The organism is Lysinibacillus sp. FSL K6-4013 (genome assembly GCF_038630435.1).
In the GTDB taxonomy this organism is placed as follows: Bacteria; Bacillota; Bacilli; order Bacillales_A; family Planococcaceae; genus Lysinibacillus; species Lysinibacillus boronitolerans.
Genome location: NZ_CP152031.1, coordinates 1,001,036 through 1,027,766, shown reverse-complemented (window position 1 = coordinate 1,027,766; position 26,731 = coordinate 1,001,036). Strand labels below are relative to the sequence as shown.

General features: G+C 37.4%; 29 protein-coding genes. 7 read left to right on the top strand and 22 right to left on the bottom strand.

Annotation, left to right across the window (positions count from 1 at the left end; genetic code table 11):
• Positions 1–38: 38 nt before the first annotated feature.
• The 11 genes from MHB39_RS04840 to MHB39_RS04790 form a co-directional block, all read right to left on the bottom strand.
• Positions 39–2,261 carry a penicillin-binding protein gene (locus MHB39_RS04840; RefSeq protein WP_333006126.1) on the bottom strand — a complete coding sequence of 741 codons (2,223 nt, stop codon included), beginning with the start codon at positions 2,259–2,261 and terminating at the stop codon, positions 39–41.
• A complete protein-coding gene (gene ftsL / locus MHB39_RS04835) occupies positions 2,258–2,629 on the bottom strand; it encodes a cell division protein FtsL (protein ID WP_004224836.1) in 372 nt (123 codons plus the stop codon). The genes MHB39_RS04840 and ftsL overlap by 4 nt, the downstream gene beginning before the upstream one ends.
• Positions 2,630–3,580, bottom strand: coding sequence for a 16S rRNA (cytosine(1402)-N(4))-methyltransferase RsmH (gene rsmH, locus MHB39_RS04830; protein WP_036077119.1), 951 nt, complete (start codon positions 3,578–3,580; stop codon positions 2,630–2,632).
• 62 nt (positions 3,581–3,642) lie between these two features.
• Complete coding sequence (gene mraZ / locus MHB39_RS04825) at positions 3,643–4,074, bottom strand: division/cell wall cluster transcriptional repressor MraZ (protein WP_016992543.1); 432 nt, start codon at positions 4,072–4,074, stop codon at positions 3,643–3,645.
• Between the two features lie 254 nt (positions 4,075–4,328).
• Positions 4,329–5,945, bottom strand: a complete 1,617-nt coding sequence (gene bshC, locus MHB39_RS04820; RefSeq protein WP_342545947.1) for a bacillithiol biosynthesis cysteine-adding enzyme BshC — start codon at positions 5,943–5,945, stop codon at positions 4,329–4,331.
• A 422-nt stretch (positions 5,946–6,367) separates the two neighbouring features.
• A complete protein-coding gene (locus MHB39_RS04815) occupies positions 6,368–6,763 on the bottom strand; it encodes a DUF3397 domain-containing protein (protein ID WP_016992544.1) in 396 nt (131 codons plus the stop codon).
• On the bottom strand, positions 6,760–7,662 hold the full coding sequence (locus MHB39_RS04810) for a 2-dehydropantoate 2-reductase (RefSeq protein WP_342545946.1): 903 nt from the start codon (positions 7,660–7,662) through the stop codon (positions 6,760–6,762). Before MHB39_RS04810 ends, MHB39_RS04815 begins: the two co-directional genes overlap by 4 nt.
• A gap of 376 nt (positions 7,663–8,038) precedes the next feature.
• Positions 8,039–8,416, bottom strand: coding sequence for a transcriptional regulator (locus tag MHB39_RS04805; protein WP_004224822.1), 378 nt, complete (start codon positions 8,414–8,416; stop codon positions 8,039–8,041).
• Between the two features lie 111 nt (positions 8,417–8,527).
• Positions 8,528–9,295 (bottom strand): enoyl-CoA hydratase/isomerase family protein, encoded by a 768-nt coding sequence (locus MHB39_RS04800; RefSeq protein WP_016992547.1) that lies wholly within the window; start codon positions 9,293–9,295, stop codon positions 8,528–8,530.
• Positions 9,296–9,458: 163 nt separating this feature from the next.
• Positions 9,459–9,632, bottom strand: a complete 174-nt coding sequence (rpmF, locus tag MHB39_RS04795; protein ID WP_004224819.1) for a 50S ribosomal protein L32 — start codon at positions 9,630–9,632, stop codon at positions 9,459–9,461.
• A 24-nt stretch (positions 9,633–9,656) separates the two neighbouring features.
• Positions 9,657–10,190: a YceD family protein gene (locus MHB39_RS04790; protein WP_315055327.1), complete on the bottom strand. Its 534-nt coding sequence runs from the start codon at positions 10,188–10,190 to the stop codon at positions 9,657–9,659.
• 167 nt (positions 10,191–10,357) lie between these two features.
• On the opposite strand from MHB39_RS04790, the gene MHB39_RS04785 reads away from it, so the two are divergent.
• Entirely contained in the window at positions 10,358–11,569 is a 1,212-nt protein-coding gene (locus MHB39_RS04785; protein WP_342545943.1) for a nucleotidyltransferase, read from the top strand.
• A gap of 44 nt (positions 11,570–11,613) precedes the next feature.
• On the opposite strand, the gene MHB39_RS04780 is transcribed toward MHB39_RS04785, so the two are convergent.
• Positions 11,614–12,660: a SepM family pheromone-processing serine protease gene (locus MHB39_RS04780; protein ID WP_048394679.1), complete on the bottom strand. Its 1,047-nt coding sequence runs from the start codon at positions 12,658–12,660 to the stop codon at positions 11,614–11,616.
• A gap of 118 nt (positions 12,661–12,778) precedes the next feature.
• Between MHB39_RS04780 and MHB39_RS04775 the strand changes: the two genes are divergently transcribed.
• Entirely contained in the window at positions 12,779–13,678 is a 900-nt protein-coding gene (locus MHB39_RS04775) for a hypothetical protein (protein WP_258859592.1), read from the top strand.
• A gap of 58 nt (positions 13,679–13,736) precedes the next feature.
• Here MHB39_RS04775 and coaD read toward each other — a convergent pair whose 3' ends face one another.
• The 3 genes from coaD to MHB39_RS04760 all read right to left on the bottom strand — a co-directional run bounded on the left by coaD (position 13,737) and on the right by MHB39_RS04760 (position 16,289).
• Positions 13,737–14,228, bottom strand: a complete 492-nt coding sequence (gene coaD, locus MHB39_RS04770; RefSeq protein ID WP_036077107.1) for a pantetheine-phosphate adenylyltransferase — start codon at positions 14,226–14,228, stop codon at positions 13,737–13,739.
• A gap of 1 nt (position 14,229) precedes the next feature.
• The gene (gene rsmD / locus MHB39_RS04765) at positions 14,230–14,796 is read right to left on the bottom strand and encodes a 16S rRNA (guanine(966)-N(2))-methyltransferase RsmD (protein WP_342545941.1); all 567 of its coding nucleotides are present in this window, start codon (positions 14,794–14,796) and stop codon (positions 14,230–14,232) included.
• A gap of 71 nt (positions 14,797–14,867) precedes the next feature.
• Positions 14,868–16,289 carry a hypothetical protein gene (locus MHB39_RS04760; RefSeq protein ID WP_048394682.1) on the bottom strand — a complete coding sequence of 474 codons (1,422 nt, stop codon included), beginning with the start codon at positions 16,287–16,289 and terminating at the stop codon, positions 14,868–14,870.
• A 56-nt stretch (positions 16,290–16,345) separates the two neighbouring features.
• Here MHB39_RS04760 and MHB39_RS04755 point away from each other — a divergent pair, with 56 nt between their 5' ends.
• The gene (locus tag MHB39_RS04755; protein ID WP_342545940.1) at positions 16,346–16,735 is read left to right on the top strand and encodes a methylthioribose kinase; all 390 of its coding nucleotides are present in this window, start codon (positions 16,346–16,348) and stop codon (positions 16,733–16,735) included.
• Between the two features lie 2 nt (positions 16,736–16,737).
• Here MHB39_RS04755 and MHB39_RS04750 read toward each other — a convergent pair whose 3' ends face one another.
• A complete protein-coding gene (locus MHB39_RS04750) occupies positions 16,738–17,010 on the bottom strand; it encodes a YlbG family protein (RefSeq protein WP_004224806.1) in 273 nt (90 codons plus the stop codon).
• Positions 17,011–17,410: 400 nt separating this feature from the next.
• Here MHB39_RS04750 and MHB39_RS04745 point away from each other — a divergent pair, with 400 nt between their 5' ends.
• The gene (locus MHB39_RS04745) at positions 17,411–18,322 is read left to right on the top strand and encodes a glycerophosphodiester phosphodiesterase (RefSeq protein ID WP_112117452.1); all 912 of its coding nucleotides are present in this window, start codon (positions 17,411–17,413) and stop codon (positions 18,320–18,322) included.
• A gap of 90 nt (positions 18,323–18,412) precedes the next feature.
• On the opposite strand, the gene MHB39_RS04740 is transcribed toward MHB39_RS04745, so the two are convergent.
• Both MHB39_RS04740 and MHB39_RS04735 read right to left on the bottom strand, forming a co-directional pair.
• Positions 18,413–19,465 carry a tartrate dehydrogenase gene (locus tag MHB39_RS04740; RefSeq protein ID WP_342545939.1) on the bottom strand — a complete coding sequence of 351 codons (1,053 nt, stop codon included), beginning with the start codon at positions 19,463–19,465 and terminating at the stop codon, positions 18,413–18,415.
• 107 nt (positions 19,466–19,572) lie between these two features.
• Positions 19,573–20,019 (bottom strand): YlbF family regulator, encoded by a 447-nt coding sequence (locus tag MHB39_RS04735; protein ID WP_016992780.1) that lies wholly within the window; start codon positions 20,017–20,019, stop codon positions 19,573–19,575.
• 87 nt (positions 20,020–20,106) lie between these two features.
• Between MHB39_RS04735 and MHB39_RS04730 the strand changes: the two genes are divergently transcribed.
• On the top strand, positions 20,107–20,607 hold the full coding sequence (locus MHB39_RS04730) for a PaaI family thioesterase (RefSeq protein ID WP_342545938.1): 501 nt from the start codon (positions 20,107–20,109) through the stop codon (positions 20,605–20,607).
• Here MHB39_RS04730 and MHB39_RS04725 read toward each other — a convergent pair.
• Both MHB39_RS04725 and MHB39_RS04720 read right to left on the bottom strand, forming a co-directional pair.
• Complete coding sequence (locus tag MHB39_RS04725; protein ID WP_016992778.1) at positions 20,588–22,060, bottom strand: UDP-N-acetylmuramoyl-L-alanyl-D-glutamate--2,6-diaminopimelate ligase; 1,473 nt, start codon at positions 22,058–22,060, stop codon at positions 20,588–20,590. The two genes, MHB39_RS04730 and MHB39_RS04725, sit on opposite strands and share 20 nt — an antisense overlap.
• 150 nt (positions 22,061–22,210) lie before the next feature.
• On the bottom strand, positions 22,211–23,368 hold the full coding sequence (locus MHB39_RS04720; RefSeq protein WP_339280638.1) for a CAP domain-containing protein: 1,158 nt from the start codon (positions 23,366–23,368) through the stop codon (positions 22,211–22,213).
• A 147-nt stretch (positions 23,369–23,515) separates the two neighbouring features.
• Between MHB39_RS04720 and MHB39_RS04715 the strand changes: the two genes are divergently transcribed.
• Both MHB39_RS04715 and ytvI read left to right on the top strand, forming a co-directional pair.
• Positions 23,516–23,917, top strand: a complete 402-nt coding sequence (locus tag MHB39_RS04715; RefSeq protein WP_004224795.1) for a YugN family protein — start codon at positions 23,516–23,518, stop codon at positions 23,915–23,917.
• A 145-nt stretch (positions 23,918–24,062) separates the two neighbouring features.
• Positions 24,063–25,124 carry a sporulation integral membrane protein YtvI gene (ytvI, locus tag MHB39_RS04710; RefSeq protein ID WP_274771805.1) on the top strand — a complete coding sequence of 354 codons (1,062 nt, stop codon included), beginning with the start codon at positions 24,063–24,065 and terminating at the stop codon, positions 25,122–25,124.
• A gap of 15 nt (positions 25,125–25,139) precedes the next feature.
• Here the strand turns inward: ytvI and MHB39_RS04705 are convergent, their stop codons facing one another.
• Together MHB39_RS04705 and ctaG are read right to left on the bottom strand one after the other, a co-directional pair.
• Complete coding sequence (locus MHB39_RS04705; protein ID WP_016992774.1) at positions 25,140–25,601, bottom strand: DUF420 domain-containing protein; 462 nt, start codon at positions 25,599–25,601, stop codon at positions 25,140–25,142.
• A gap of 40 nt (positions 25,602–25,641) precedes the next feature.
• A complete protein-coding gene (ctaG, locus tag MHB39_RS04700; RefSeq protein WP_342545937.1) occupies positions 25,642–26,565 on the bottom strand; it encodes a cytochrome c oxidase assembly factor CtaG in 924 nt (307 codons plus the stop codon).
• Between the last annotated feature and the right edge of the window lie 166 nt (positions 26,566–26,731).

Here is a 26,731-nt window from a genome sequence, read left to right as displayed (position 1 = left end):
TTTACAACGTATGAAATAAAGTGGACTTCTATTCAGTATTATTCACCCTCTACTTCTTCAACTTCGCCCTCAGAAGCAGACTCAACGTCTTGTACAAAGCTCTCAGCAGGTGTTTTGAGCTTGACGACTATCGGTGAACTATCGGTGATGACGGTTCCAGCTGAAACACTTTGACTTGCAACAAAACCTTCACCGAATATTTCCATCTCTAGTCCAGTCATAGATTTGAAGACTAGTAGATTACGTAATGACCAATTCGTGAAGTCTGGCAATGTTATCTCGCCTTCAGTCTTTAAAAATACAAAACTACCTTTTACGAGTTTTTGAGTGTTTGTTGGATATTGTTCAATAATTTTACCGCCACTACCTACAACGATTGGTTGTAAACCATCATTCGCTAATTCTACCTCAACTGCTTCAGAACTTTGACCTGTATAATCTTGAATGCTGACTTTATTGACATGTTGAACATCGTCTGGATTGATATTAAGGTGCTTTAAGCTATTTAACATAACGGGATTAAAGACTTTTGATACTGGTACGGAGCCAAGCTCATTGTTCAGCTTAGGTTTTTTCACTGAGACATAGACAATTAGCTGTGGATCATCTACAGGAGCCAAGCCTAAAAATGAATAAAGGTATTGGTTTGAAAGATATCCACCGCTAGCTTTTGGAATTTGGGCAGTACCCGTTTTCCCTGCAACCTCATAATCCTCCAATATAAAATCCTTCGCTGTCCCATGTTTTGATGTTAATGTGGAGGCAAGGATTTCTCGTACTTGTTTCGCTGTATCAGCTTTAATTGGTTGCCCTTTTTCAACAGGCTCATGATTTTGAATAATTTTCCCAGTAGAAGAATCCACAATACGGTCGATAACATACGGTTGCATCATTTTGCCATCATTTGCAATAGCAGTCATCGCTTGGATTAACTGAATAGGTGTTACTGTTGAGCCTTGGCCATAAGTTGTTGTTACTCGTTGAATAGGGTACTTTGATAAAATAGTACCCGCTGCTTCATTCGGTAAATCAATACCCGTTTTGTGCCCAAAACCAAAGCGGTCCAGATAATCAATAAATACGTCATCGCCAATCTTAGTTAATAAATGGGCCATACCAGTATTGGCAGAGCGTTGAAAACCTTCTAAATAAGTAATTGGACCCCAGCCATATCTATTGTGATCTCGAATCGTACGGTCAAATACTGTATATGAACCAGACATAAACCAATCATTCGGTGTCCATTTTCCCGTATCAATAGCAGATGCAAGTGTGAAAGTTTTCATTGTTGAACCAGGCTCAATCGTTTCTTCAATTACCTCGTTTAGCCACTTCATATTTTGACTCTCACGTGTTTCTGGGTTAAATGTAGGACGCTGTGACATTGCTAAAATCTTTCCAGTCTTCGGATCTGCCACAACCGCGGTCATGGACTCAGGATTATATTCCTGTTCAACCTTTGTCATTGCTTCCTCTAAGAAGCTTTGGATTGTTTTATCAAGTGTTAAATAAATGTCGTCCCCATTTTTTGCAGGAGTAATCATTTTCTCACTGTTCGGAAGCAAATAGCGGAAAGCATCTGTCTCATATTCCACTTTGCCATTAACGCCTGTTAGTTCTTTATCATACGTATATTCTAGACCCATTTCTCCCTTGGTTGTAACCGTGCCATCTTCATTATCTTTTTTGAGAGCATAGCCAATTAAATGAGAGGCAAATACACCATTTGGATAATACCGTTTTAAGTCACTTACAAAGAGAATTCCCGGTAATTTTTCTTCCTTTATTTTACTCATGACCTCGTGACTAATGCCACGGCCTGCGCTACCAAACTCAACTTGATATAAAGGTTCACCATCACTTCTATATCGATTGTTCAACTTTTTAACAATCTCGTCTTCCTTATCCTTCATCGCTGGTATATATTTCGCTAGTACTTTTGCCGTTTTCTCCGAATCCACTACATGTCGGGGATTCTTAGGATCTGTTGTAGCCTTTTCACTTACAATGGCAATCATGCGATAACTTAATGTATCCTCTGCAATTACTTGTCCATTTTGATCATAAATCTTCCCACGATTAGCTGTAATTACACTTTCCTTACCATACTTAGCTGCTGCTCTCGCTGCAAGCTCTTGTCCTTCTACTTCACCTGTAGCCTGTAATGTCACCATTCTTGTGAATAATAGAAAAAAGAGCCCTCCATAAAAAATTAATAATAGAAAGGCTCCCCATTGGAATCGAAATCTCTTTTTTTTCATTCTCCCGGCACTACCTTTACATTTTTCTCATTTTGAGTTAAACCGAGTTCTTTGGCTTTTTTCCATATGTTTTCGTATGTAGAAAGTTCACTTACACGAACCGTTAAGTCAACATTCTGTTTCGCAATCTCTTCTGCTTCTGATTCGATTTTTTGAATGTCTATACTTGTAGTTTGAATCGCTGCTTGTTTATTTAATACAAGTATTCCTAGTACAGCAATAATGCCAATTAAAACAATTAGCATTGTCTTTTCAAACTTCTGGTTCGTTTTTTTACGACGTATGATAGTGGGTTGTGGACTAGGTGGTGTTATCGGTTGTTGCACTTGTTGATGTTGGTGCTGTTGCCTTACACGAACTGCTGCCATTTACTCACGCCCTTTGTCGTTAATTTTCTCCACCACTCTAAGCTTCGCTGAACGCGCACGATTATTAACTGCCAATTCTTCATCAGAAGGAATAATAGGCTTTCGTGTGATAAGCTTTAAAGTTGGCTTCATGTCATCAGGAATTACAGGTAAATTTGGTGGTAATTCCGGTAATGATGACGCTTCCTTAAAGATTGTCTTGCATAGGCGGTCCTCCAATGAATGGAACGTAATGACACTAATGCGCCCCCCTACGTTAATCATATCAATCGCATCGACTAAAGAATCCTCTGCTGCGCCTAGCTCATCATTAACAGCAATTCGTATTGCTTGGAAAATGCGCTTTGCCGGATGTCCACCTTTTCGGCGTGCCGCTGCTGGAATACCCTCTTTAATTAATTCTACAAGTTGACCAGTTGTTTCAATCGGTGCTGTTTTTCGAGCCTCTTCAATTTTACGGGCAACTTGTTTAGAAAACTTTTCTTCTCCATAACGGAAAAATATACGAACAAGATCCTCGTATGCCCATTGATTAACAACATCTGACGCTGTCAGTGTTGCAGTTTGATCCATACGCATATCAAGTGGTGCATCGTGGTGATAACTAAAGCCTCTCTCAGGTGTATCTAATTGTGGAGAAGATACGCCTAAGTCATATAAAATACCATCAACCTGCTTAATGCCATGAGCTAATAGTTCTTCTTTTAAGTAACGGAAATTCGAATGGATAAATGTAACACGCTGTATATAAGGTGCTAATCGAATTTTCGCATTTTCAATAGCCGTCATATCTTGATCAAAACAAATTAAGCGGCCTTTATCTGATAATTGTTGTACTAGATATTCACTGTGTCCCGCACCACCAAGTGTACAGTCCACATATACACCATCAGGATCTATGTTCAACCCATCAACAGTTTCTTTTAATAACACGGTTGTATGATCGAACATACCACTCGCTCCTCTCAGGCCTTAACCTCATTCAACTATCACGTTGCAATGCCTATTACAAGTTAAAAATCAAAGCCAATCATATTTTCTGCAATTTCATTAAAAGATTGTTCAGACTCACTAAAGTAAGCTTCCCAAGCATCCTTAGCCCAAATCTCAATTCGATTTGAAACACCCAGCACCACACATTCTTTTACTAGATGCGCATGATGCATAAGGGTAGTTGGGATATTGATACGCCCCTGCTTGTCTATCTCTACCTCTGTTGCTCCAGAAAAGAAAAACCTCGCAAATGCTCGTGTATCTTTTTTGGTCATTGGTAAACCTTTTAATTTCTCTTCGAGTTTTCGCCATTCATTCATAGGATAGCCAAATAGACAGTTATCGAGACCTCTTGTGACAACAAACGTTTCGCCTAAGGCTTCACGAAATTTTGCCGGTACGATTAATCGCCCTTTCGCATCAACGGAGTGTTGATATTCTCCCATGAACATACTACTCACCCCACTTTATTAAATAATGTACCACATCCCCCCACTTTCCTCCACTTTTTTTAAAAAAAACTTGACATTTTATCACTTAATGTGCAATTAGACCTTTAGGAATTTTTTTGACATATGCTAAATGATACAAAAAAAGAGCCACCCCTAGTAGGATAGCTCTTTAAATACTATTTATCTCGACATTATTCATCAAATTCACAGGATATCAAATTACTACTTAGGTAAAAAGTATCTATTTATTAATTTTATAAATAAAGTAAATAGTGGTGTTTACCGATGCTATAATTTTGCTTCAGCATTTCAGTAATTAACATAGGTCCAAACTCATTGAAATATTGATACGGATTAAAGGATCTCTCTTGGAAACCATCATTTGGATACAATTCATTTTGTAGCGTCATAAATTTACGAATCGTCGTTTCATGCTTACTCAATACAGTTTGTTCAATTTTTTGCTGCAAATAATCAAATTGCTTCGCATGATTTTCTTGATTTTTCTCAAGAATCTTATCTAATTGGAGATGCTGTTTCTCTAAATAGTAGGCAAGTTCTTCATATTTTTCTGTTAACAACTGTTGCATGGCCTGAATTTGACGTTTGGCTTCACTGTCCTGTACATCTGCAATAAAACGTTCTTTCAGTTGTAATGCTTTTCCTTCCCATACGTCAGTAACGGTTAGTTGATGCTCACGTAATAATTGCTCTACATGACGAGTCACAATAGTAATATGTAGGCGTGGAGCAAAAATCGGCATTTGTAAACCTAACGCTGAAAAGGCATTTTTCAGTGTTGCCCAATAAGCTAACTCTCCTGGCCCCCCAACAAACGCTAATACTGGCAATGTCATCTCCTGCATCAACGGGCGAGTTACTACATTATTACTTAAACGTTCAGGATGATTATGCGCCACTTCTAATAGCTCTTCTTGTGTAAATTTAAGGTTTGCCGCTAAATTAACAAACAGATCATTTTTTCTTTCTAAAAGATGTCGCTCCCCATCTTCTACGTAAAATAAATTAGCGGCTTCATATGTTGCTAAAATAGGCTTACCATAGCCAGCACATTCAAGCTCTTGCTCCTTTTCCGTTACTACTCTAGCAATTTCTTCATTGGATTGAATGATTTGAGCAAAATATTTATGTTCAAATTGACGGAATTGAAAGTTGGCGGCATCGATTAATAATAAGCCTTCTTCTTTGAATAATTGATTCATTAGACAGGCAAAGAAATCTGTAAATGTTTCACTATTGTTCAATGCGTCAACTAATTGCTTAATCAACGTTTCTGTATACTCTGTTTCTCCAATATCACGAATAATTGTATTAATTAATTGCGTCATCGACTCTTTGTTTAGGGTTGTTGCAGAAGCCATCGTTTTACGTCTAGAGCGCTCTCCATAAGCTCTTTTTTTCAGCAATTCCCCATGGACCGTATAGGTGTGATTGATTTCTTCTAAGTCATGATCTTCTCCAGCTATCCAGAAAACAGGAATAACAGGCTGTTGAAGCTTCGTACTTTGCTCTTTCGCTAATGCAATAACTGAAATCGCTTTATGAACGGAGTAAAGAGGGCCTGTTAAGATACCTGCTTGTTGTCCACCGACTATTACCATAGCTCCTTGCTCTAGTTGTTCTAAATGTTCATTCGCTTTTTTGGATAACCCCAGCGGCTCCATAAATTGACGGATGATTGTTGTTAATTTTTTTTGATCACGGGAATTTCTCGCTAAATGCTCCGCTCTTTTCTCAAAAGCTTGATCATTGTATTCATACTCAAAAAATTGATGAATGGCAGTATTTGGCGACCAGTAATCTGCTAGTACATGATTTTTTATAGGTACTTGGATTGACTCCAGTTTCATTTAACATAAACTCCTCTACTCACTAAATCATTTCCTTACTCATAACAAGAAATTGAATTTCATTCATACTATGCACATGAGGCTTCCAATGTCGCCTTGACGTTCAAATAGCTCAAAAAAATCCGCGATCTAGCGGCTTTGAGGTAACAGTGTATCATCAAACACTTTTTGACAATGTTTCAGCAGACATTTCAAACTCATTAAAAAGCCATCAATCTCCCTCAAGCAGGATTTTCTATACCTAACTTTGCTTTTGGTATAAAAAACATGTGCTGGTTCACTTCGTCCATGTTACTAAACTACACTTCTTGTTACGAAGGTTTATGAATGCAATCAATATTCTCATCCCCATAGAATGATTTTTATAACTATTTTAATGCTATTATTTTAACGCTTAAAGCTTCAACATGAAAAGAAAATGCTTAGACAACCTGTAAATATTCCATAATGGATTGAATAACACCCACGATACATATCACTAGATAAGCTGTACTAAGTAATAAGAATAAAAAACGCCAAATTTTCTTTAATAACGGCTTTACTTCTATTTCCTTTTTTGTCCGCCAATCAATATATGTAAAAATCATGGCCATCATTATCGCGAGTATCACCAAAAGCGCCCCAACATTCACACGCCAAAGCACACCGATAGCTAATGGAACAGAAAAAAACAAGCACAATGTCGTAACATCAGAGGCTGCTCCAAAAGCATGTGTGCCACGAATTTTAACTTTCCTGCCAACCAGATAAACAATGATGAAAAGAACAATTGGACAAAAAATTATAATACTAATAACTATATGTAAAAGGTCTTTCAACTTCTTTCACCGCTCTCCTCTATTGCAAGCACTTGATGATATAAAGTACGCAAAGCAGGTAAATTATGACCGTTTGCTAAAGCTTTATTTAGAATGACACCAACAATTGTTTCGATTTCACTTTTTCTTCCCTGCAGACGATCTGCTAGCATAGATGAAGTATTGTTGGCCGTTTTCCTACATAAGTCTATCACATCACTAAAAGATATGGTGTGTTCAATCTCTTCAAAAGCTTCCGTAAGCTCTCGATAAATATTCTCTAGCAGTATAAATGCTTGTTGATTAGTCACTAACTCTCCGTTCTTTACTTGCAATACAGCTGTCAATGGATTAATTAAGCTATTAAGTACCGCTTTTGCAAAAAGCATTTGCTCTGCATTACTAGCCAATTCAATAGGAAATGAGGAATGTTGTAATTGTAGTAGCTGTTGAAAAGCCTGGTGTTCTCCTCGTTCTATCGCTATTTTACATAGTCCTACTCCTCTATGCTGAACCGTTGATTGGTCCAACAATTGAGCTCCAAAGGTCACTGAACCAAAGGCGATATTTTTTTGTGGCAAGAGTAGCGCCTCCTCAAAATGCGCTAAGCCGTTTTGCATAAAAAGCAACGGCATATCACTTGAGAATAAGGATAATTGATTGTAGAGCTTTTGCAAATGTCCATATTTAACAGCAATCACTAGTAAATCTTGCTTTGGGAGATTAGCCAAATCCGTAGTAGCAACAATCCTTTGCACAGTTTTAGTCCCATCAACGTTGATACGTGTTAACTTCTTGGCATTTAGTTCATTTACTTGTTCCTGCCTTCTGGCAACCAACGTTACCGGTACACCAGACTCCGCTAAAAAGCTTGCTGTTAATTGACCAACCGCCCCTGCCCCAATTATCGCTACTTTCATTGTCTACACCCTTTCCATCTTTACTGATCAATGTTACCTCGAGGTCTTTACATCCAGATTGTTCAAAAAAAATTGAAACACTCTGGGATACTTTGAAGCAACACGATATTATTCACACCATCAAAGAGGGTTACGCACTTTTTTGTATGCCCTTATATCAGTAGACTTCTAAAACACCCATCTGATGCTTCACCTCTGAATAATACATTCATAAAACTATAAGAATAAGGTGCCTTAGAATACATCTAAGGCACCTTCTACGCAGGTTCTTTTATTATACAGGATAGACTGATTATTGACGATATACAGAAAGGGTTTTATGTCCATAAAAGAAAAGCAATGTAATTCATGTTCCAAAAACCACGTAATCATAATTTTAATCTTTCATTAATGAATAACCTTGCTGAAGCCATTTCACTAGCTTCTCATGCTCATTTTGCAATTCCCGATGCTTCATTTCAAGCGTTTGATAAGCCTCCGTTAATTCGTCAAAACTTGTCAACGCTAATTTCAAATGACTTCGCATAGATTGTTGGGGCTGATTTCGCACAGCTAGTAGTGACTGACTATATTGACCACGCAATGTTTTATTCCATCGGAAGCCACACGCTTGTTTTGTACGACCTAGTTCTATGGCCGCCATCTCAAAGGCCTCTAGCTGTGTTTTGCCATTTTGCACATTATGCAATACGATTTCTGCTAGTCTTTCATCATCTTCCTTTGTCCATTGATCTTTTCTTTTTTTCAATTCCATAATCTATCACCCTCGCATTTTTTACTACTATATGCAAAAGCAAGCAAAATAGAATCATTGCATGAAAAAAGACAGTGATGATGTTTTTACTCTCAACACTGTCTTTATACATTACTTATTATTCTTCTTTGTCAAGAAATTATTAACCGCTTGATGGTGCGCTTCACTTTCCCACAACTTTGCACAGGTACGAACTTCTTCCATCACACGCTCATACATATTTCGTTCACGCCACTTTCTAAGCTCAATCTCCTTATAAGCTTTATGAACAGAAGGATGAATTTTTCGCATATGTTCAATAAAATCGTTCAAGGCATCTTCTTTTGAGCCTTCAAAAACACGCATAGCCCACCCTATCTCATATAATAATTGCGCAGGGTAAGGCTTCGCATCCACGAGCATCTTCATCGCACGATCATGACGCAAACCTCGTTCAAATAAATATGTACCGCCACCCCAGCCACTTGTAATGGCTAGTGTTCCTTGAATAAATCCACATTTCGCATGGCTAGCTACTAAACGAAAATCACAAGCTGTTGCAATCTCACAGCCCCCTCCAACAGCAGTACCATTTATAAGTGCTATAGTTGGTACAGGAAGCGTAGCAAGGTCATATAATATTTTCCCCATCTTACTTAACATACCAAATGCCTCATCCTCTGTTTCCAATGAATGAAACTCAGATAAATCCCCTCCTGAGCAAAACGATTTATCGCCAGCACCAGTCACTACTAAGAAACGCACATCTTCATGCCCACGAATATATGTAATGACTTCTTGAAGACCGTTCATCACTTCATCATTGACAGCATTCCGTTTCTCTTCACGGTTAATGGTAAACGTCATAATGCCATCATGATTGTCAATCGTATAAGACATATTACTACCCCCTTTGTCGCAATGAATAAATTGTATCACACAATTATTTCACTATCGTAAAGAACTTCATAATCAACGAAATATTCCGTCTTTTCAAGCAAACAAAAAGGCTAGTAAAGAGCCATGGTCTCTCTACTAGCCTTTTAAGTGAGCAAACACTGTATTATTTGCTTACTACTTCTTTACCTTTGTATTGTCCGCAAGCTTTGCAAACACGGTGTGATAATTTAGCCTCACCACAGTTAGGGCAAGTTACCATACCAGGTACAGATAATTTGAAATGCGTACGACGCTTTCTTTTTGCAGTTTTAGAAGTTCTTCTAAATGGTACAGCCATTGATGGCACCTCCTTACAGATCGTCTATTCGTCTGTTTGATCAAAATACTTAGCTAAAGCAGCTAGTCTTGGATCCACTTTTTGTTCGTCAGCTTTTTTGTGTAGCTCTACGTCTTCATCTGTTGCATAAGACCAATTTTTACCACCATGCACTTGTCCTTCAGAATCTTCCTTGAACACTTGCATTGGTACCTCAAGCAAAACTAATTCCTCAAGAACCGGTTTCATGTCGATGACTTCACCGTCAATATAGTGAATGTCTCCGTCATCGTCTCCTCGTTTATCTTCGTCAACCCAGCTAAAAATTTCAACTGTCTCAACTTCAATTGGAAACTCAACATCCTCCCATGTGCGAGCACATGGTAGTGTTAACGTTGCTGTCACAGTTAACTGACATGTCATTTGCGATGCACCAAAAGTACATAGCCCTTTTACATGAACGGGCGAAATTGCTCGAATATCCTGGTTTCGCTCCATCACTTCATCCAGCTGGACAAAGGCATCGATTGGCATCCCGTTTTGGCGGTATTTAGATAATTGATGAATTGACCATTTCATTCGTTTAATCACCTCGAGACAACACTGTTGATTATATAATGTGTAAAAATAGATGTCAAGATAATTTCTTGTCACCACTTTAAAACCCACCTATAATTATATACTATAAGAAGTGTATTTACTCCTAACAGTTTAAAATAAAGACACAAATTATAAGGGGGAGAAGCATGCAAGCAGTTGGAATTGTTGTTGAATATAATCCTTTTCACAACGGACATGCTTATCATTTAGAACAGGCTAAAAAAGCAGCACAGGCAGATCTCGTAATCGCTGTTATGAGCGGCACATTTTTACAACGTGGAGAACCTGCCATGGTAGATAAATGGACACGTACTAAAATGGCGCTTTCTGGCGGTGTAGATATTGTTATTGAACTGCCTTATGTCTATAGTACAGCACCTGCTACAGATTTCGCAAAAGGTGCCATTTCCTTATTAAGTGCTGTTGGTTGCAACTCTTTTGCCTTTGGAAGTGAAGACGGCTCTATACAGCCCTTTCTAAACACTTTCGCGCTGATTGACAGCCACCGTGCAGAATATGACCTGTTCATTAAAGACAGCCTTAAAACAGGTGCCAGCTACCCAAAAAGCCTACATTACGCCTATGAACAGCTTTCTCAGATGTACCCTGCTCCATACATCGATCTTGCACAACCAAATAATATATTGGGCTTTCATTATCTTGAAGCAGCGAGGGCACTTAACAGCAACATTAAACCATTAACAATTCCTCGCGTTGCAGCAGGATATCATGATGCATTAAAGGAAGATGCATCGATCGCCAGTGCCACTGGCATACGTAAAGCCCTTGCCTCTACAAATTCTTTACAAAGTGTACAAAATGTTGTTCCTACAGCTACTTTTGATTATTTAACAGACTGGCATACAAAGTATAACCAATTTGCAAGCTGGGAAACATTTTGGCCGTTATTACAGTTCACCATTATAAGACATACCCCTTCAGAACTTACTCGTTATGCAGAAGTAACAGAGGGCATAGAAAACGCAATTGTAAAGGCAGCCAAAAGCAGCTCTACATTTTATAGCTTTATGGAAAAAATAAAATCTAAGCGTTATACTTGGACCCGCCTTCAACGGATGATAACACATATCTATACAGGGTTTACCAAAAAGCAGCTTCAAAGTTTTAACGCGCCCTCTTTTATTCGGCTATTGGGTATGAGTTCGACAGGACAAGCTTATTTAGGTCAGCAAAAAAAGAATATAGAATTACCCTTAATCAGTCGAGTTGCAGCTACAAATGATGCGATGTTAGCTATCGATATACATGCAGCAGAGCTTTATAATTTAAGTATCGAGCAAGGAACAAAGGATTTTACGCTGCCGAAGGATTATCAAACACCACCTATTCGTTGCTAAAGACATCAAAAGGGATGCTAAAGTCCTTTTAGCATCCCTTTATATTATTTAGGTTGAAGTTGCTTTAAATAATTGATAGCATCGTCAACGCTCTTCACTGGAACGATTTTCATTTTTGTTTTAATCTCTTTGGCCGTTTTGACAGCCGTTGCATAATTCGATTCTAGCTCTGGGTACTTCGCTTTCATTTCTTGAGAGATTTCATCATCTGGTGCAAAAAAGATTTCCATGCCGTCACGATCAGCGGCAATAACCTTATAGTCTATTCCACCAATTCTTCCAACAGATCCATCTATTAGCATTTCACCTGTTCCAGCAATTGCATAGCCTTTTGTTAAATCTTCATCAAGTAATTGGTCTAATATTTCAAGTGTAAACATCAGTCCAGCAGAAGGTCCCCCTATATCCTCTGTTTTCATCGTCACTTTCGGATTAGTTTCAATCGATTTGCTTTCAGTATAAGAAATACCTAAACCCGCTCTATGTTCTTGGGCGTTAGGAATTTCCTGTAGTGTAATAGTCTCCTGGTGTTGTTCTTCATTACGTATAAATTGAATGGTTACCTTATCGCCAAGCTGCTTAGGTTTTAATAGATCCACAAGCATTTGCTGGCTGGTTATTCTTTGTCCATCAACCTCGACAATTTCATCACCAGCTTTTAAAATACCGTCCGAAGCTCCTCCGTCTAAAACGTTTAATATGAATACACCATTAAAAAGAACCTTTGTCTCTAGCCCTGCTCTTTGGAAGGCTACATATTTGGCATTAAATTGTGAATCAGACATTAACTTTAACTGTCGAATATTATATTCCTCATCATCCTCTAAAGGATTTCGTACTTGTTCAATATCCATTAGCTTTTGATATTTTTGAACTTTCGCCCACAAATACGAAAATGGTGTGGCTTGCTGCATAGCAACTGTCATTAAACTTAAAGACCCCTCACTATCTGCCTCTTTACTATCCACAGTAACAAATTTACTGACATCATAGGCACTTCCAGGTTTCATAATATACGCGTCTAGTCGGTATAACATCATAAAACAAATCACGACTATCAACACTGCATAAATACTAATTTTTTTCTTCACTTGAAAACACCTCCTAGGACGCTTGCAAAACCATACGTTCATGTTTTTGCCTTTCTCACATATATTGATTTTAGCATTTGCCTATGTGAATGACAAAAAGTTGAAACGAGATGATAACATGTTTGCTACAATTCAAATAGTGCTCTGCGTAATTCTAATTCTCTTACTCTTGTTATTCCCACAAACCGCTCACAGTGGTACTGATTTAGGCTTAAATCTTTTCATGGAAGCACTTTTTCCGTACTTATTGCCGTATCTTGTGTTAACACAATGGCTTCTGCGTTTAACAGCCCCTATGCGTACCAAAACAAAAAGGGCTTCTTTATACGTACAAGCCTACATTATTAGTGCTCTTGGAGGCTATCCAACTGGCGCAACCACTATTGTTTATTTGAAAAATAGTGGTCAACTACACCCTAAAGAGGCAAATTTTTTGTTAGCTGTTTGTCATGCCCCCAGTCCACTTTTTGTATTAGGTTTTGTAAGTCTTGATTTACTACACAATAATACATTTGGATGGTTGTTTTTATGTTTACTACATACGTTTAATATTTGTTGCCTAGTAACTGGCTACTTTTTCTTTCGCAAAACTGATTCACCTAATATCTCCGTACACAACACACCACTCTATAGTGCTCCATTTTCGGAAAGTATTAAAGAAACAGCCCCAACAATTCTGCTAGTTGGTACAACCATCATCTTTTTCACAACGATTCAAACCATCGTACAACAAGGCTTAGATCAGCTGATACCAAAGCTTCCCTATACGCTTGAGCTTTCCATAGCGGCTGTTCTGGAGGTAACGAACGGTCTTAAAATGACAGTTACAGCATTTCCAGATCTTCCGTATATCCATTTACTTGTTGTGATTTTGTTAACGATGCAAAGTATAAGTATTCACTTACAAATTTTTGTCATCGCCAAATCTGCAAAACTTTCTGTACGACCTTATATTAAATTCCGCCTCCTTAGCATAATCATTGTACCCACTATTTATGCTCTATTTTTTCTAAAATAACAATCGCTCTAAATATTAAAAAGAGGATGTCGTTGTTCTTTTGACATCCTCTGCATCCTTATTGTGCAAAACCATATTTTTCTTTTAAAGCCTTTACGACACATGTAGGGACTAGCTCGTTAACATCACTACCGTATTTCGCAACCTCTTTTACTATACTAGAACTTAGGAATGAATATTGATTTTTCGTCATGATGAAAAATGTTTCGATTGTTTCATCCAGGAAACGGTTCATCGATGTAATTTGCATCTCATATTCAAAATCTGACACTGCTCGTAAGCCACGAACAATTGCCTTCGCCTTTTTTTCCTTAGCATAATCAATCAATAAGCCTGAAGAACTCTCTATACGAACATTAGGTAAGGTGTTTGTCACTTCAGCCATCAAAGCCATACGTTCCTCTACAGAAAACAAAGGATTCTTTGCTGAATTGTTTAATACTGCTACATATACGATATCAAACACATCCGCCGCACGTTTAATTATATCTAAATGGCCGAATGTTACAGGGTCAAAACTTCCAGGAACTACAGCAATTTTTTCAGACAACTTATTCTCCCTCTTCCTCTGTACAGCGATAAACAGAAATAATTGTTCCGCCATATGTTTCTTGTCTTGTTAAAACAAATTCCCCAAAATTTTGAGGTAATTGTACCTCTTTTGCATGTTCACATAAAATAATACCATCTTGTTGTATTTTACGGTTATCGACCAAAATCTGTACGAGGTCATAATATTCCCGCTGATGGTAAGGTGGATCTAAAAAAACGAGTTTAAATGTAATATCACGCTTTAATAGCGCTTTCACAGCGCGCTTTGCATCTATACGAAAAAGCTCTGTATATTCTTCATAACGGCATTTTTTTATATTTTCTTGTAGCACCTGGAATGCTTTAGGATCTTTCTCAATAAAAATAGCACGTTCTGCTCCTCTACTTAATGATTCAATCCCCAAGCCACCGCTTCCAGCAAACAGATCTAACGCTAAACCTCCATCAAAAAATGGCCCAATTATATTAAAAATGGACTCCTTTACTTTGTCAGTTGTAGGCCTTGTCGTATTTCCTGCTATTGCTTTAAGCGGCATTCCTTTGCGCTCTCCTGCTACAACTCTCATATCAGCATCTCACCGTACTTTCGTCTATATAAAGTATTTTGCAGCGAAAGGTTGGCCCTCCGCTGCAAAAGTTATTGTTGCTCTTGTTTTAATACTTGAATACGCTCATCCTTTTTTTGTAGTTCAACTAGGAATAATCGCTGTAACCAAGCTTCTTCTACATAATAATGATCAGCAATCTTAATGATTGGTTCAGAGATAGTCGAATACCTACGCTGGTTGAATACATAAAATCCAGGCTCTTTAGGGAAACGGAATGTACGATGCTCACTATTTACATAATAGCCATTCTTTCCTTCCGCAGCTGAGTAGCCGAGGTAAGGCAATAATGTATCTGCCGTATACAATACCTGTCCCTCATAGAGAATAACATGAACATCTTCCTTCAATGTATCATCCACATAGACATCACGTGCATCCTCAAATAAAAGTGGATAGGTTCCATTTTGCTGAGCTGCATTTAATGTAAAATAAGATGTCTTGGCATCTAATACCTGTGATAAGTACTTGTCCATTGTATCTGGTGAAATCGATTCATCTCCAAGCTTTTTCAATGTTTCCTGCCAAGCTTGTTGTTGAGCATCCGTCATGTAATCATTTAATGTCTTGATGATTTTCTTTGTTTTTTCTCCACCAATTGGATCGCTTATTAAATAGGATGCCACAACCTCAGGCAACCATTCTGGGGAATCTACAAAATTATATTGTGATTTGATTTGTGATAAAATTACTTCTTGCTCTACAGCTTGTGCAGTAAGTGTTGGTAAAAATAACAATCTTTCGTCATGAACTGCTACTGGACTTTTTTCTTGAATAATTGCAATATGCTCATCACTTAGAAGCTGTAAATTTTTTAATGACTTTAGAAAATCATTAGGGACTTCTTGCTGGGCATAAATTGATAACACCGGTGTCTGTTCTTGCGCTTTAAGCTCCCCAGCTTGCCAATATAAATCTTGAACAGTACCGTTTCCTCTAAACATTGTGTAATTGACAAGTACAAGTTGTTGTTGACCTACTAGGGGCAAACCCGTAACCCATTGTCCTTTCACCTTACTGTCTGTAGAAATTGAAACAATTGAATACGATGCTTCACCATTTATTAGTGTAGCAAAAACATTTTGAAGGAGCATCTTATTTTTTAAGCCACCCTCAATTGGAATTATGTATGACACAGATTGTGATTTTGTCTCCCCTTTTGCAAAGTAAGAAACTTCATCTGATAAACGATCACAGCTTTTTTCATTTTCAATAAAGCAACTAGCGTTTGTTGCTTTTTCAGGCCATTTAATTTTCACCTTTTGATTTGGTAGGTTTTTAAAATGTTGACGAATATCTAAGCTATTTTCGCGATAGACAATTTCTATTTCCTGAGAATAATGAAAATCCCCTATGCCTGTTTCTAAATCAGATGAATAAGCATGGTATTGGAAAAATACCGTTCCTGTAATGATTAGTGCTAAAATAGAAAAAAAGCTTAATGCAAATTTCATGTGCTTGACCTCCCGCAGCATGATACTATGAATATTGGAAAGGATGTGCAATTATTATGCCACAACAATTTATAGAATTAGGTGAAGGCTATGGTGATGTTTACGAGCTACTCGAAATTATTAAAACCAACCAGGAACGTTTTCATCAAGCCTTTTTACTAACATCTACAAAAGAAGACAAGAAGGTGATTTCTTTAGCTGTCGCCCTTAAACCAGTCGGCGAAAGTAAGTTCATGCCTATTTATATTTGTCGAGAAGGCATCCCATACAATGACGAACAGCCAACACAGCGACAAAAAATGTTTGAAGCACAAATAGAACAACTCGGTCGAAAAGCAGTAGTTGTAGAAATAAAGCACTCATCTATATTTTCGGAATCAAAACTATTTTATCAATACTTAATAGGTATATTAAGACTAAATAACTATATACCTGCATTAACATAAGTTTATAGACCTACTTTGTAGTCATATTCCTTTGCTTTATCTGGTTTTGCATTTTCATATTCAGTTTTTACAAAAGGACGATAAGACGCCACAACGTCTTTCACAAATGGAAGGCGTTGTAGTTTTGTTGTCATCATGTCAATATCCTCACGATCGCAGTAAAGCACTACGTATTTTTGCCTTCTAGAAATATAAAGAACATGACCATATTTCCGAAGTGACTTCGCATGTTTTAATTGATGGACGTAAACGATTAGCCCTTGTCGTTCGTTCATAGTGGATTCCCTCATTTCTTACATAAAAGAATACCATAGACCAGAAAATGATAGCAACAGAGTTTAGCTGACAGAACGCTCAATTTTCCGTTATAATGGAAAAGCATACGACGTTGAACATCGTGAAGATGAATCAGTTGTTTTAATTAAATTCAATTGTAGCATCATTACAGGAACAGAAGAATGCTGAAAGATGATCATGCCTCAAATGAACCCTTTACAAGACATTTGCACCTCCATAATGATTGTTTTTCAAATAGGATGGCAAAAATCGGGATAAAAAAATCATCATTCACTTATATAACTAATTTTAATAGTAGGCCCTGTACTTACTACTATTGATTAAACAATGAATTCACTACTACTTTTTATATGAGGATAATTGTTAAGGAGGACGAATATGGGTAAGAAAACAAAAATTGCGCTTGCAATTGCAGCAGCAAGTGCAGCAGCTTGGGCAGGCAGTAAAGCTATTTCAAAACCACAGCAACGCGAAGGTAAACAAGCATTACAATTCGAACGCCCCATAATTCTTGCACATCGTGGCGGAGCTCTTTTAGCACCAGAACATACAATGGTTGCATTTGAAAAAGCTGCACAGCTAGGTGTCGATGGCTTTGAAATCGACATTCGCCTAACAAAAGATGAGGAAATTATTGTTTTCCATGACGAGACAGTTGAACGTACAACGGATGGCTATGGTCTCATTGCAGATATGACGTTGGCAGAAATCAATGCCTTGAACCACGGCTACCAATTTGAAGATTTAGAGGGAAATTTCCCATATCGAGAGGATAAATTAAAAGTCGTAACTTTACGAGAGTTGCTTGAAGCCTATCCAAATATGTTAATCAACATTGATATCAAAGATGCTCCTGATACGTACGAAGGGAGTCTGATGCCTTCTAAACTTTGGCGCTTAATTGAAGAACTTCAAGCTGAACATCGTGTTGTTGTGACAAGCTTTTATGGTGAGCAAATAGATCGTTTTAATTTATATGCTCAAAATCAAGTAGCACTTGGTGCAGGTGAATCAGATGTCAGAAAAGCATTTGCTTCCTTCTCAAGTCAGTTTGGACATTTATATCACCCTAAAGTGGATGTTTTTCAAATCCCTCCAAAGTCAGGGGTTATTGCATTAGATTCTCCTAAATTTATTCAGTTTTTAAACAACCTCAATATTCCTGTCCACTATTGGACAATCAATGACCTAGATACGATGAAAAAATTACTCAATAATGGAGCAAAGGGCATTATTACAGATCGTCCGGATATTGCAGTTGAGTTATTACAAGCTCAAGAGTCTAAATAAGACCAGGAATGAAAGGGAAGCACACTGAACTGATGTGCTTCCCCTTCATGTAAATGTTAGATCCATTATTACTTCCCATTACAGTAATACTTAAGTTAAATAATCTATGATTGCATCAGTTACTTCTTGTAGTGTGGCAGCTCCACCCAAATCAGGCGTTTTTATACCCCGCGCTAATGTTTGCTCTATAGCATTCAATATCCTTGTTCCCACATCTTGATAACCAAGAAAATCGAGCATCATCTTACCTGTCCAAATTTGTCCAATAGGATTGGCAATTCCTTGACCAGCTATATCTGGTGCAGAACCATGGACAGGTTCAAACATTGATGGATATAGCCCTTCAATGTTTAAATTTGCTGCAGGTGCAATACCAATGCTTCCCATAATGGCACCGCCTAGATCTGTCAAAATATCCCCAAATAAATTCGATGCTACAATAACATCAAAATTTTCTGGCTTCATCACTAAAAATGCTGCTAGTGCATCAATATGATTAGATGCTTGACCTACCTCTTCATATTCTTTTCCTACTTGAGTAAACACTTCATCCCAAAAAGGCATGCTATATGTAATCCCATTTGATTTTGTAGCACTTGTCACATGTCCATTACGTGTTTTGGCTAATTCAAATGCATAGCGCATCGCCCGTTCTGTTCCCTTTCTTGTAAAAACAGCATTTTGGATTGCTACTTCATCTTGACCACTATGTATTCTTCCTCCGCTTTCCGCATATTCCCCTTCAGAATTTTCCCTTACAACAATAAAATCAAAGCCATTTGGTTGTCGTAAAGGTGATGGTAGCCCTTGTAGAAGCTTTGCTGGCCGCACATTAATAGATTGCTGTAGCTCACGTCGAATTTTAATGAGCAGACCCCATAATGATACATGATCTGGAACCAAGTTAGGCATTCCGACTGCACCTAAAAAAATTTGATCATACTGTTTTAACAGCTCAATGCCATTATCAGGCATCATTTTCCCTGTCTCTAAATAGTATTCACAGCCCCAGGGGAAAGTTGTCCATTCAAATTGAAAGCGACCATCTAATAACGCTGCCCGATCTAGAACTTTTATTGCAGCTGGCACAACCTCTTTTCCTATTCCATCCCCAGGTATCACAGCGATACGATATGTTTTCATTCATGCTTCCTCCTTCAATTTAATGATAAAAAAGACTGTAAACTAACTCAGTTGTTGCCTTCGAGTTGTCTACAGTCTAGAAGAGATATGTTATATACACATCCGATTTACGCTGAGCAAGAGCATGAACCGCCCGAGCCGCATCCACCTCCGCAAGATGAACTAGATGCAAAGAATGGATTACTAACAGGAACTTTTACCGCTTCAGAGACAGTTTTTCCTATTAATAAGCTAATCTCATCAAGTAAATCCTGGAAATCGTTTTCAGCAATTTTCAAGGCCGAAACTTTCTCATTTAAGTCAAGGGCCCTTTTCTGTTGGCGAATCGACTTCATTATTGTATGGTAGTCCGGATGATATTTACCGAAACGTTGTACATCTTCGTACTGCTCTTTCATGCGATTAAATGCATATATAGCTTCAACAATTTGTGCATCACTATATACTGCTTCATAAGCTTGTTGTAGCGCCATCGCAGGTTCTGAGGAAAGAATCATCTCACAAAGCGCTTCCGCCTCATCCAAAATGATTACCCAGTCAGAGGTCATCATCATTTTTAATTCCCCCAATCTCTTTCCCATCATAACAGATTTTATGGTAATTTTACATTATTGATAATTTTAATGAAAGAGGTTTTCCAAATGATGACAACATCTAAAGGTCAGATTGAACAATTAGTTGCCGAGATTTTACAAGATAGTACCGAGGAAGATGAAGAAGTTTTATTACATCTTTTAAATGGACTACGGGAGAAACAGCAAGGCATTCACCGTCGTTATCTTAATGCTACTTTACATATGGTAGGTATATTTGAGCCTGAGGCCAGTGAGGTTCGTATCCCTATTACACCTGTCATCCACAATACGATAAAGGTGCCACATGGAGGTATTATTGCCACGATTGCTGATGCTGCTATGGGAGGGCTTGCTTCGCGGTCTGTGCCTGAGGGCTATAATGTAGTTACTACGAATATGAATGTATCGTATATTGCTACCACAACCAATAAAGAATTGATTGCACGTGGTCGTTTTGTCCATAAGGGACGCCAAACGCTTGTCATGGAATGTGATATCGAAGATGAAACTGGTCGTAGGCTTGCCATCGCTACAGGATCTTTCTTTGTTATTCAGCGTCGTCTGTAATTAAACTCGCAAAATAGTCTTTAATACATTGTTGATCGGAAAAAGGGAATTTTTGATTTTTAATTTGCTGTGTTTGTTCATGCCCTTTTCCGGCAACAAGGACAATGTCACCTTTTTCTGCCTTTGCTAACGCTTGATGGATAGCGAGTTTGCGATCTAAATAAATTTCATAATATTGTTGCTCTGAAAAACCAGCAATAATACTTTCATTAATCACAATAGGATCTTCATCACGTGGATTATCTGTTGTTAAATAAATAACATCAGCGTATTTACTTGCAACTGCTCCCATTGCAAAGCGTTTCGCCTTATCTCGATTTCCCCCACAACTGAAAACAAGGTAAATTGTTTTGGAGCGATCAAAGGTTTGTAACACCGCTTGTAAAGCTTCTGCTGTATGGGCATAATCTACATATACATCAATACCTAATGGATTTTCAATCTTCTCTAGCCTGCCCTCTGGTAGCCTTAATGACCACATATGTCCAACTATATCTTCCATAGGTACACCTAAGCGCCATACAGCCATTAAAGAAGCTACAGCATTTTGCACATGATATTTTCCGACAAAAGGAATTTCTACAATATGTTCACTCGCTGTAGTCTGTAAACAAAGAACGGTTTTCCCAACTGATTCACTGACGATTTGGATATGTAAATCATTGTGATTATCAAAACCAAATGAGCAAGATTTTTTCTTATCATAAATGCCAACAGAACGGCAAAAATTATCATCTCCATTTAATACTAGCTTTTTTGATAAATCCGCTAAACGCTTTTTAGCACGTTTATAAGCTTCTAACCCTCCATGATCTTCTAAATGATCTTCTGATAAATTTAAAAATACACCACAGTCAATGTCACAATGATCGAGCCTATGCTGCTGCAACCCCATTGAAGAAGCTTCTAATACAACATGAGTCACACCTTTTCGCACACACTGTTTAAGAATGGGATGTAATTCTTTAGCCTGCAATGTTGTTAATTGCTCATAAGCTGTTTGTTGTTTCTCACCATTGATGAAAAAGCCAACTGTTCCAATAACTGCTGCTTGTTTATGTAGTGCATTTAGTAGCTGACTGACAAAATGACTCACTGTAGTCTTCCCATTTGTACCCGTAATGGCGATAACAGTTAAAGCTTCTGCTGGAAAAGCAGCAAGCTTCGCACTTGCATACGATAAAAATAATGCTGTATTTGGAACCCATACAAAAGGAATTTCTTTATCTATAATTGGCAAAGAAATACTTTCTTCTGAAACGATGGCAGCTGCTCCGCGTGCCAATGCTTCTTTGACAAACCGACTTCCCGATGTTTTTTTACCTTTTCTCACAATAAATATGTCACCAGGCTGTACTGCCTGTGCATAGTCCTCTACACCAGTAATTTCTGTCCGTATAGATCCCCCTGTCACGCTGCATGGCCAGTCTTTTAATAACTCTGCTAATTGCAAACCTCATTCCCCCTCTCAGTTCTCTATCATATGACGGCGTTTGTAACGGTGTGACGAAAAATGTAGAAGCCTCAAAGAAGGAGAAATGCACATAAAAAATGAAGACAAGCCCTTTTGCTGAAAGCTTGTCTTCATTTGAATATTATTCTGTTATGGTGAGGTTTGATCTGATTTCTCTGTAGAATCTTCGCTATCTTGTTTTTCATTTTTTGTCTCTTCATCATCATCTTGCTTTTCTCTTTCCAGTTCTTGCGTAGTAGGTTCAATATATATTTGCGTGTAATAATCTACAAAAACGCCAGAACCAACGCGGGTATATCGATCATTCAAAAGAACTTTTCTGTGTTCAGGAGAATTTGTCCAGCCATGCATGGCTTCAATCGCATCAAAATAGGCAGTTGCCAGGTTTTCATTCGCTTCACTATACTCGATATGTTGCGTCTGTAATCGCTTTTTTAGATCGCCATAGGTTGGAGATTCATGCGCTAAAAAATTTTGCACCTTCATGTCCTCACTATGCATCCTTGCCGCTTCCTCTAACGATTCATCCATTTCTAAAGGAAGTAAATCATGATGGACTCTTGTTACATTTAACAAATCATCTAATTGTTTAGCGCTAGCCACATCAATTTCTTGCTGTAAAAATGAGGAAGGAGGCGTACGTCTTACAAGCTCCCCTTGGTAGCTCATTTCATATGGCTGATGAAGGACAAGTGTTTCACTGTCTGTATATCGTATCCCTTGTAACTCACTCGTCTCTCTATCTATATAAAGCTGTGCATAAAGACCATCAAATTTGATCAGCAGCCTTGTTTGCATATCTTCTTCACTCATCGAGAAAATGAAAATATTTTCGCCTACAGTGGCCGCTACCTCATAATCAATGATTGTCATTCTGTATATTTCATCACGTTTTTGGCCCACTTTAAAAGGAAATGCATCAATTTCTTGTCCTGCTATGTAAATTTGTGTCACAATATTATTATCAATACCAATCATAAAAAAAGTTGACACATCTTTATTGTAGACCCACCATTGATAACCAAATGAAGATGGCTCTTTTCTTGCTGGCTCCCCATATTGTTCTAAAACAGTTTGCGTGCCTTTTCCTATCAATGTGGAGATACCCGTTTGTGGACGTGTCATTGCTCCTATTGCAGGTTCCTGCTTTAGTTGTGTTTGAGGTATGATATTCGAGTTGGTATTTGGGCCTTCTAGTGGCTCATTTTCCTTAGGGGTATTAAAGAACATAAAGCCAATTAATGCAACTGCACCACAAACCATTAAAATGCGGAATAAAGCTTTCATACAGGACTCCTTTTCATCACCATTATTGTAAGTTATTATATCAATTGTAATTGGGTTGACACAATGTTGTCATTGCAACAATGTCGAATATGCTCTATTATAAAAATGAGCGTATACTTTGTACGAGAACCTAAAGGAGGACTATACATGTATTTTGAAAATACTAACCTTGAAAATTTAACAGCTGATCAAGAACTACTTGTCAGCATTATGAAAAAACATGGTTTAGAATGTGATGGCGGCTGGGATTACGAGCGTATGACATTCGATAAACGATTCGATACTCGTGAAGGTCGTTATTACCTACGCGTATTCGCATATGCTATTTCTGGTGACGTAGGTGCACACGATGCCATCCTTACATTAATGAAACCAGTCCTTGGTAAATACTATTATCCACATGGTGTTGAATATGGCGATGACGAAGTTTATCCAGCACACCTTGTAAAAAAATGTGAAGAAATCTTAAAAAAGGTTAAATTAGAATTAGATCAATTCTCAATCGAACCTACAAATAAAAATAACTTTGAACCTGTTAACGCACGCTAATCTTTCGTACATTAAAGTGACTGCAAGTAAGTGTAAATAGCTTCATGGTTGTAAAAAGACTGGTGGTCCAGTCTTTTTTATTTTGAGTAAAAAAATTTTTTCTTCTCATACTACCTATATCTATTACAAGATGTAGGTGGGAAAAATGTTATCATTTTTTAATCGTCCTTTTTTTCGTCATCCCATTATTGTTATCGCAATGGGTATACTTATCCTTTGGTCAATCTCTATATCGTTACCAATTTTACTTGCCTACTTAACCGCGTTACTTTTAGAACCAATCATTGTTCGAATGTGCAAACGGTTTAGAAAAAAACGGAAAATCGTTGTTTTCTTCTTTTTTTTATTTTTTCTAAGTATATCTTTATTATTATGTACACTTATCCTCTATATAAGCTGGAAACAATTTTCTTCCTTTATTATTGATATACCAGATTATCTTAATCAATTGTCTGCCCTATGGATACAAATGCAATCTAAGCTCAGCAACTACACCTATCATTTACCTGTAGAGCTAGTTTCACAAATTCAATTCATGATTGCAAAAGCCTTAGCATCCATCGAAAAATTTTCCTTATCCTTAACTAACGTCAATGTTTGGTCCACTTTACTAACATATATTCCCACACGACTATTTGATATTTTTGTTTATTGGATTGTGTTGTATATGTTGCTTTTAGAATTACCAACAATTAATCGCAAATTATTAACGCCTGTTCCTTTTCATTACCATCAAAAAATTATCTTTATTGGACAACGTGTTAAGCTAGCCTTATTTGGATTTCTGAAAGCTCAATTACTTGTAGGGATAGGGATCTTTGCCATATCATTCGCTGCATTTTATTTTTTAAAAACACCATTTCCTATACTATTAGCACTTTTACTTGTTGTTTTAGACTTTATCCCTTTTCTTGATTCATTTATTTTATTAGTCCCATGGGCAATCTATCAGGTATTTGCTGGCGATTATTTATATGCAGCTATCTTAATTTTATTAACCTTTGGGCAATTTCTAATCCGCCGAATGATCGAGCCCAAAATTATTGGCGATAAAATTGGACTTTCTTCCTTGAATACCTTTATTGCTATGTTTATTGGTTTTAAAATCTTTGGATTTCTTGGGATATTAATTGGTCCATTACTTGTTGTCGTAGTGCTTTCATTATTCCAACCAACTATAAAAAATCTCCCTCCTGCACAGAAATAAGGAGGGAGATTTTTTTTAAAATCCTAAAATGGCTTTAATTACTGATGTTGTTTCACCAGGTTCAAATAAAATATACAATAATAAATAAACTAATACACCTGTTATGGCAACAAAGAACCAAATAATACTTGTAATTGGCCCAATTCGTCTGTGTAATTTAATGTTCATTTTCAAACCTGAAATAATACTAACGATACCAAACACTGCTCCAGATGTCGCTAAAATAATATGGAAAATCAAGAAGAACGTATAATATGGTTTTAAATCTTCTCCACCGCCAAAAGCCGTATTTCCAATAAAGATTGTACGGGACGCATAGATGATAAAGAAAATAAGTGCTGCAACACCTGCAGCAAGCATCACTTTCTTATGTCCCTCTACATTTCTTTTTATAATTAAGCCCCACCCTATTGCTACTAGTACAGCACTAATAACGATAAACGATGTACTAATAGTAGGCAAAATTTGCAATTCCATTGTCAAAACTCCTTACACAAAGTAAATTTCTATTCTTCATTTAATGTTGCTGTTGACTTTCCCACTTCTTTTGGTGGGCAGCTAAAGCGTCAGCAGTGATTTTATCTGGATCTTTTTGCTCAGAACGATACCATCTTGTGAAGATTGTACCAATAAGTACACCAAAAATAAGTTCTTGTAGGATTTTCATTAACACGCCACCTAATTGCTGATCTGCAACGGGTTTCATGTCTGTAAATAGCTCTGGTCCAGATAAAGATAATCCTGACAATGTAGAGGCTGGTACACAAAGCTCCATTGCCTTTAACCATGCATCACCGTTTGTGTATGTCTCATACATTGCATTTGGAGCAAAGATGATTAATCCACAAGCAGGTGTAATTAAAACGGCATTGGCAATAATATACGCCAGTTTATGCAAAGGCTTCATTTGATCACTATTTGGCATATTTTGAATTAAAGGCCAGTACATAAACACTGCTGAAAGAAATAATACAAATGTATAGGTACCATGTAATGTTTCATTTAATTTAATGTAATCCAATACGGACGGTAAATGATAGATAGAAAATAGACCGATAAATACAAAGACTGCAACAACTGGTAATGTTAGCACTTTAAACAACGTTCTAACTACCGGCGCCTCAATAGCCACCATCCAAACCCACCAAGGAATCCCTTTAATTAGGAAAATAGGAACAAGCAATAACAGAATAGCCATTTGCACCATGTGCATGGTAAACATAATATGAGCCATTAAATCGATAGGTGATCCTTTGATAATATAAATGGTAATCATAGCTAAAACAAAGTAAATAGCTTCACTTTTTTTCAAAGGTTCACTTACTTTAAAATCTTTACGCCACTTTGTTGTGACTAAAAAATAAATGATTGTTATAAAAACAAGAACCCCTATTAAATACGGGCTCCACAATGCTTGGAAACCAAATATACTAAGTGGCATATAGAACGCACTCCTTTAAACTTCAGTACTCCTATTATAAAACGCTTACAGCTATACTGCAATGAACGAAAGGTGAACAAATGTTAAGTTTAACAGCGTTTGCCTCTTTTGATACCTTAATAACTTCAAAACATAAGAAAAGCACGTTCGTACAAAATAACGAACG

Excerpts from the sequence above, each read along its gene's own strand:
- MHB39_RS04805 (WP_004224822.1), bottom strand. The coding sequence starts at position 8,416 with ATGGAATTGAAAAAAAGAAAAGATCAATGGACAAAGGAAGATGATGAA.
- MHB39_RS04840 (WP_333006126.1), bottom strand. The coding sequence starts at position 2,261 with ATGAAAAAAAAGAGATTTCGATTCCAATGGGGAGCCTTTCTATTATTA.
- MHB39_RS04750 (WP_004224806.1), bottom strand. The coding sequence starts at position 17,010 with ATGAACGAACGACAAGGGCTAATCGTTTACGTCCATCAATTAAAACAT.
- MHB39_RS04760 (WP_048394682.1), bottom strand. The coding sequence starts at position 16,289 with ATGAAATTTGCATTAAGCTTTTTTTCTATTTTAGCACTAATCATTACA.
- MHB39_RS04715 (WP_004224795.1), top strand. The coding sequence starts at position 23,516 with ATGTATTTTGAAAATACTAACCTTGAAAATTTAACAGCTGATCAAGAA.
- MHB39_RS04720 (WP_339280638.1), bottom strand. The coding sequence starts at position 23,368 with ATGAAAGCTTTATTCCGCATTTTAATGGTTTGTGGTGCAGTTGCATTA.
- rsmD (WP_342545941.1), bottom strand. The coding sequence starts at position 14,796 with ATGAGAGTTGTAGCAGGAGAGCGCAAAGGAATGCCGCTTAAAGCAATA.
- rsmH (WP_036077119.1), bottom strand. The coding sequence starts at position 3,580 with ATGTTCGATCATACAACCGTGTTATTAAAAGAAACTGTTGATGGGTTG.
- MHB39_RS04735 (WP_016992780.1), bottom strand. The coding sequence starts at position 20,019 with ATGATGATGACCTCTGACTGGGTAATCATTTTGGATGAGGCGGAAGCG.
- MHB39_RS04755 (WP_342545940.1), top strand. The coding sequence starts at position 16,346 with ATGCCACAACAATTTATAGAATTAGGTGAAGGCTATGGTGATGTTTAC.
- MHB39_RS04810 (WP_342545946.1), bottom strand. The coding sequence starts at position 7,662 with ATGAAAGTAGCGATAATTGGGGCAGGGGCGGTTGGTCAATTAACAGCA.
- ftsL (WP_004224836.1), bottom strand. The coding sequence starts at position 2,629 with ATGGCAGCAGTTCGTGTAAGGCAACAGCACCAACATCAACAAGTGCAA.
- MHB39_RS04740 (WP_342545939.1), bottom strand. The coding sequence starts at position 19,465 with ATGAAAACATATCGTATCGCTGTGATACCTGGGGATGGAATAGGAAAA.
- MHB39_RS04785 (WP_342545943.1), top strand. The coding sequence starts at position 10,358 with ATGCAAGCAGTTGGAATTGTTGTTGAATATAATCCTTTTCACAACGGA.
- MHB39_RS04800 (WP_016992547.1), bottom strand. The coding sequence starts at position 9,295 with ATGTCTTATACGATTGACAATCATGATGGCATTATGACGTTTACCATT.
- MHB39_RS04775 (WP_258859592.1), top strand. The coding sequence starts at position 12,779 with ATGTTTGCTACAATTCAAATAGTGCTCTGCGTAATTCTAATTCTCTTA.
- ytvI (WP_274771805.1), top strand. The coding sequence starts at position 24,063 with ATGTTATCATTTTTTAATCGTCCTTTTTTTCGTCATCCCATTATTGTT.
- MHB39_RS04790 (WP_315055327.1), bottom strand. The coding sequence starts at position 10,190 with ATGAAATGGTCAATTCATCAATTATCTAAATACCGCCAAAACGGGATG.
- ctaG (WP_342545937.1), bottom strand. The coding sequence starts at position 26,565 with ATGCCACTTAGTATATTTGGTTTCCAAGCATTGTGGAGCCCGTATTTA.
- MHB39_RS04705 (WP_016992774.1), bottom strand. The coding sequence starts at position 25,601 with ATGGAATTGCAAATTTTGCCTACTATTAGTACATCGTTTATCGTTATT.
- rpmF (WP_004224819.1), bottom strand. The coding sequence starts at position 9,632 with ATGGCTGTACCATTTAGAAGAACTTCTAAAACTGCAAAAAGAAAGCGT.
- mraZ (WP_016992543.1), bottom strand. The coding sequence starts at position 4,074 with ATGTTCATGGGAGAATATCAACACTCCGTTGATGCGAAAGGGCGATTA.
- MHB39_RS04745 (WP_112117452.1), top strand. The coding sequence starts at position 17,411 with ATGGGTAAGAAAACAAAAATTGCGCTTGCAATTGCAGCAGCAAGTGCA.
- MHB39_RS04730 (WP_342545938.1), top strand. The coding sequence starts at position 20,107 with ATGATGACAACATCTAAAGGTCAGATTGAACAATTAGTTGCCGAGATT.
- bshC (WP_342545947.1), bottom strand. The coding sequence starts at position 5,945 with ATGAAACTGGAGTCAATCCAAGTACCTATAAAAAATCATGTACTAGCA.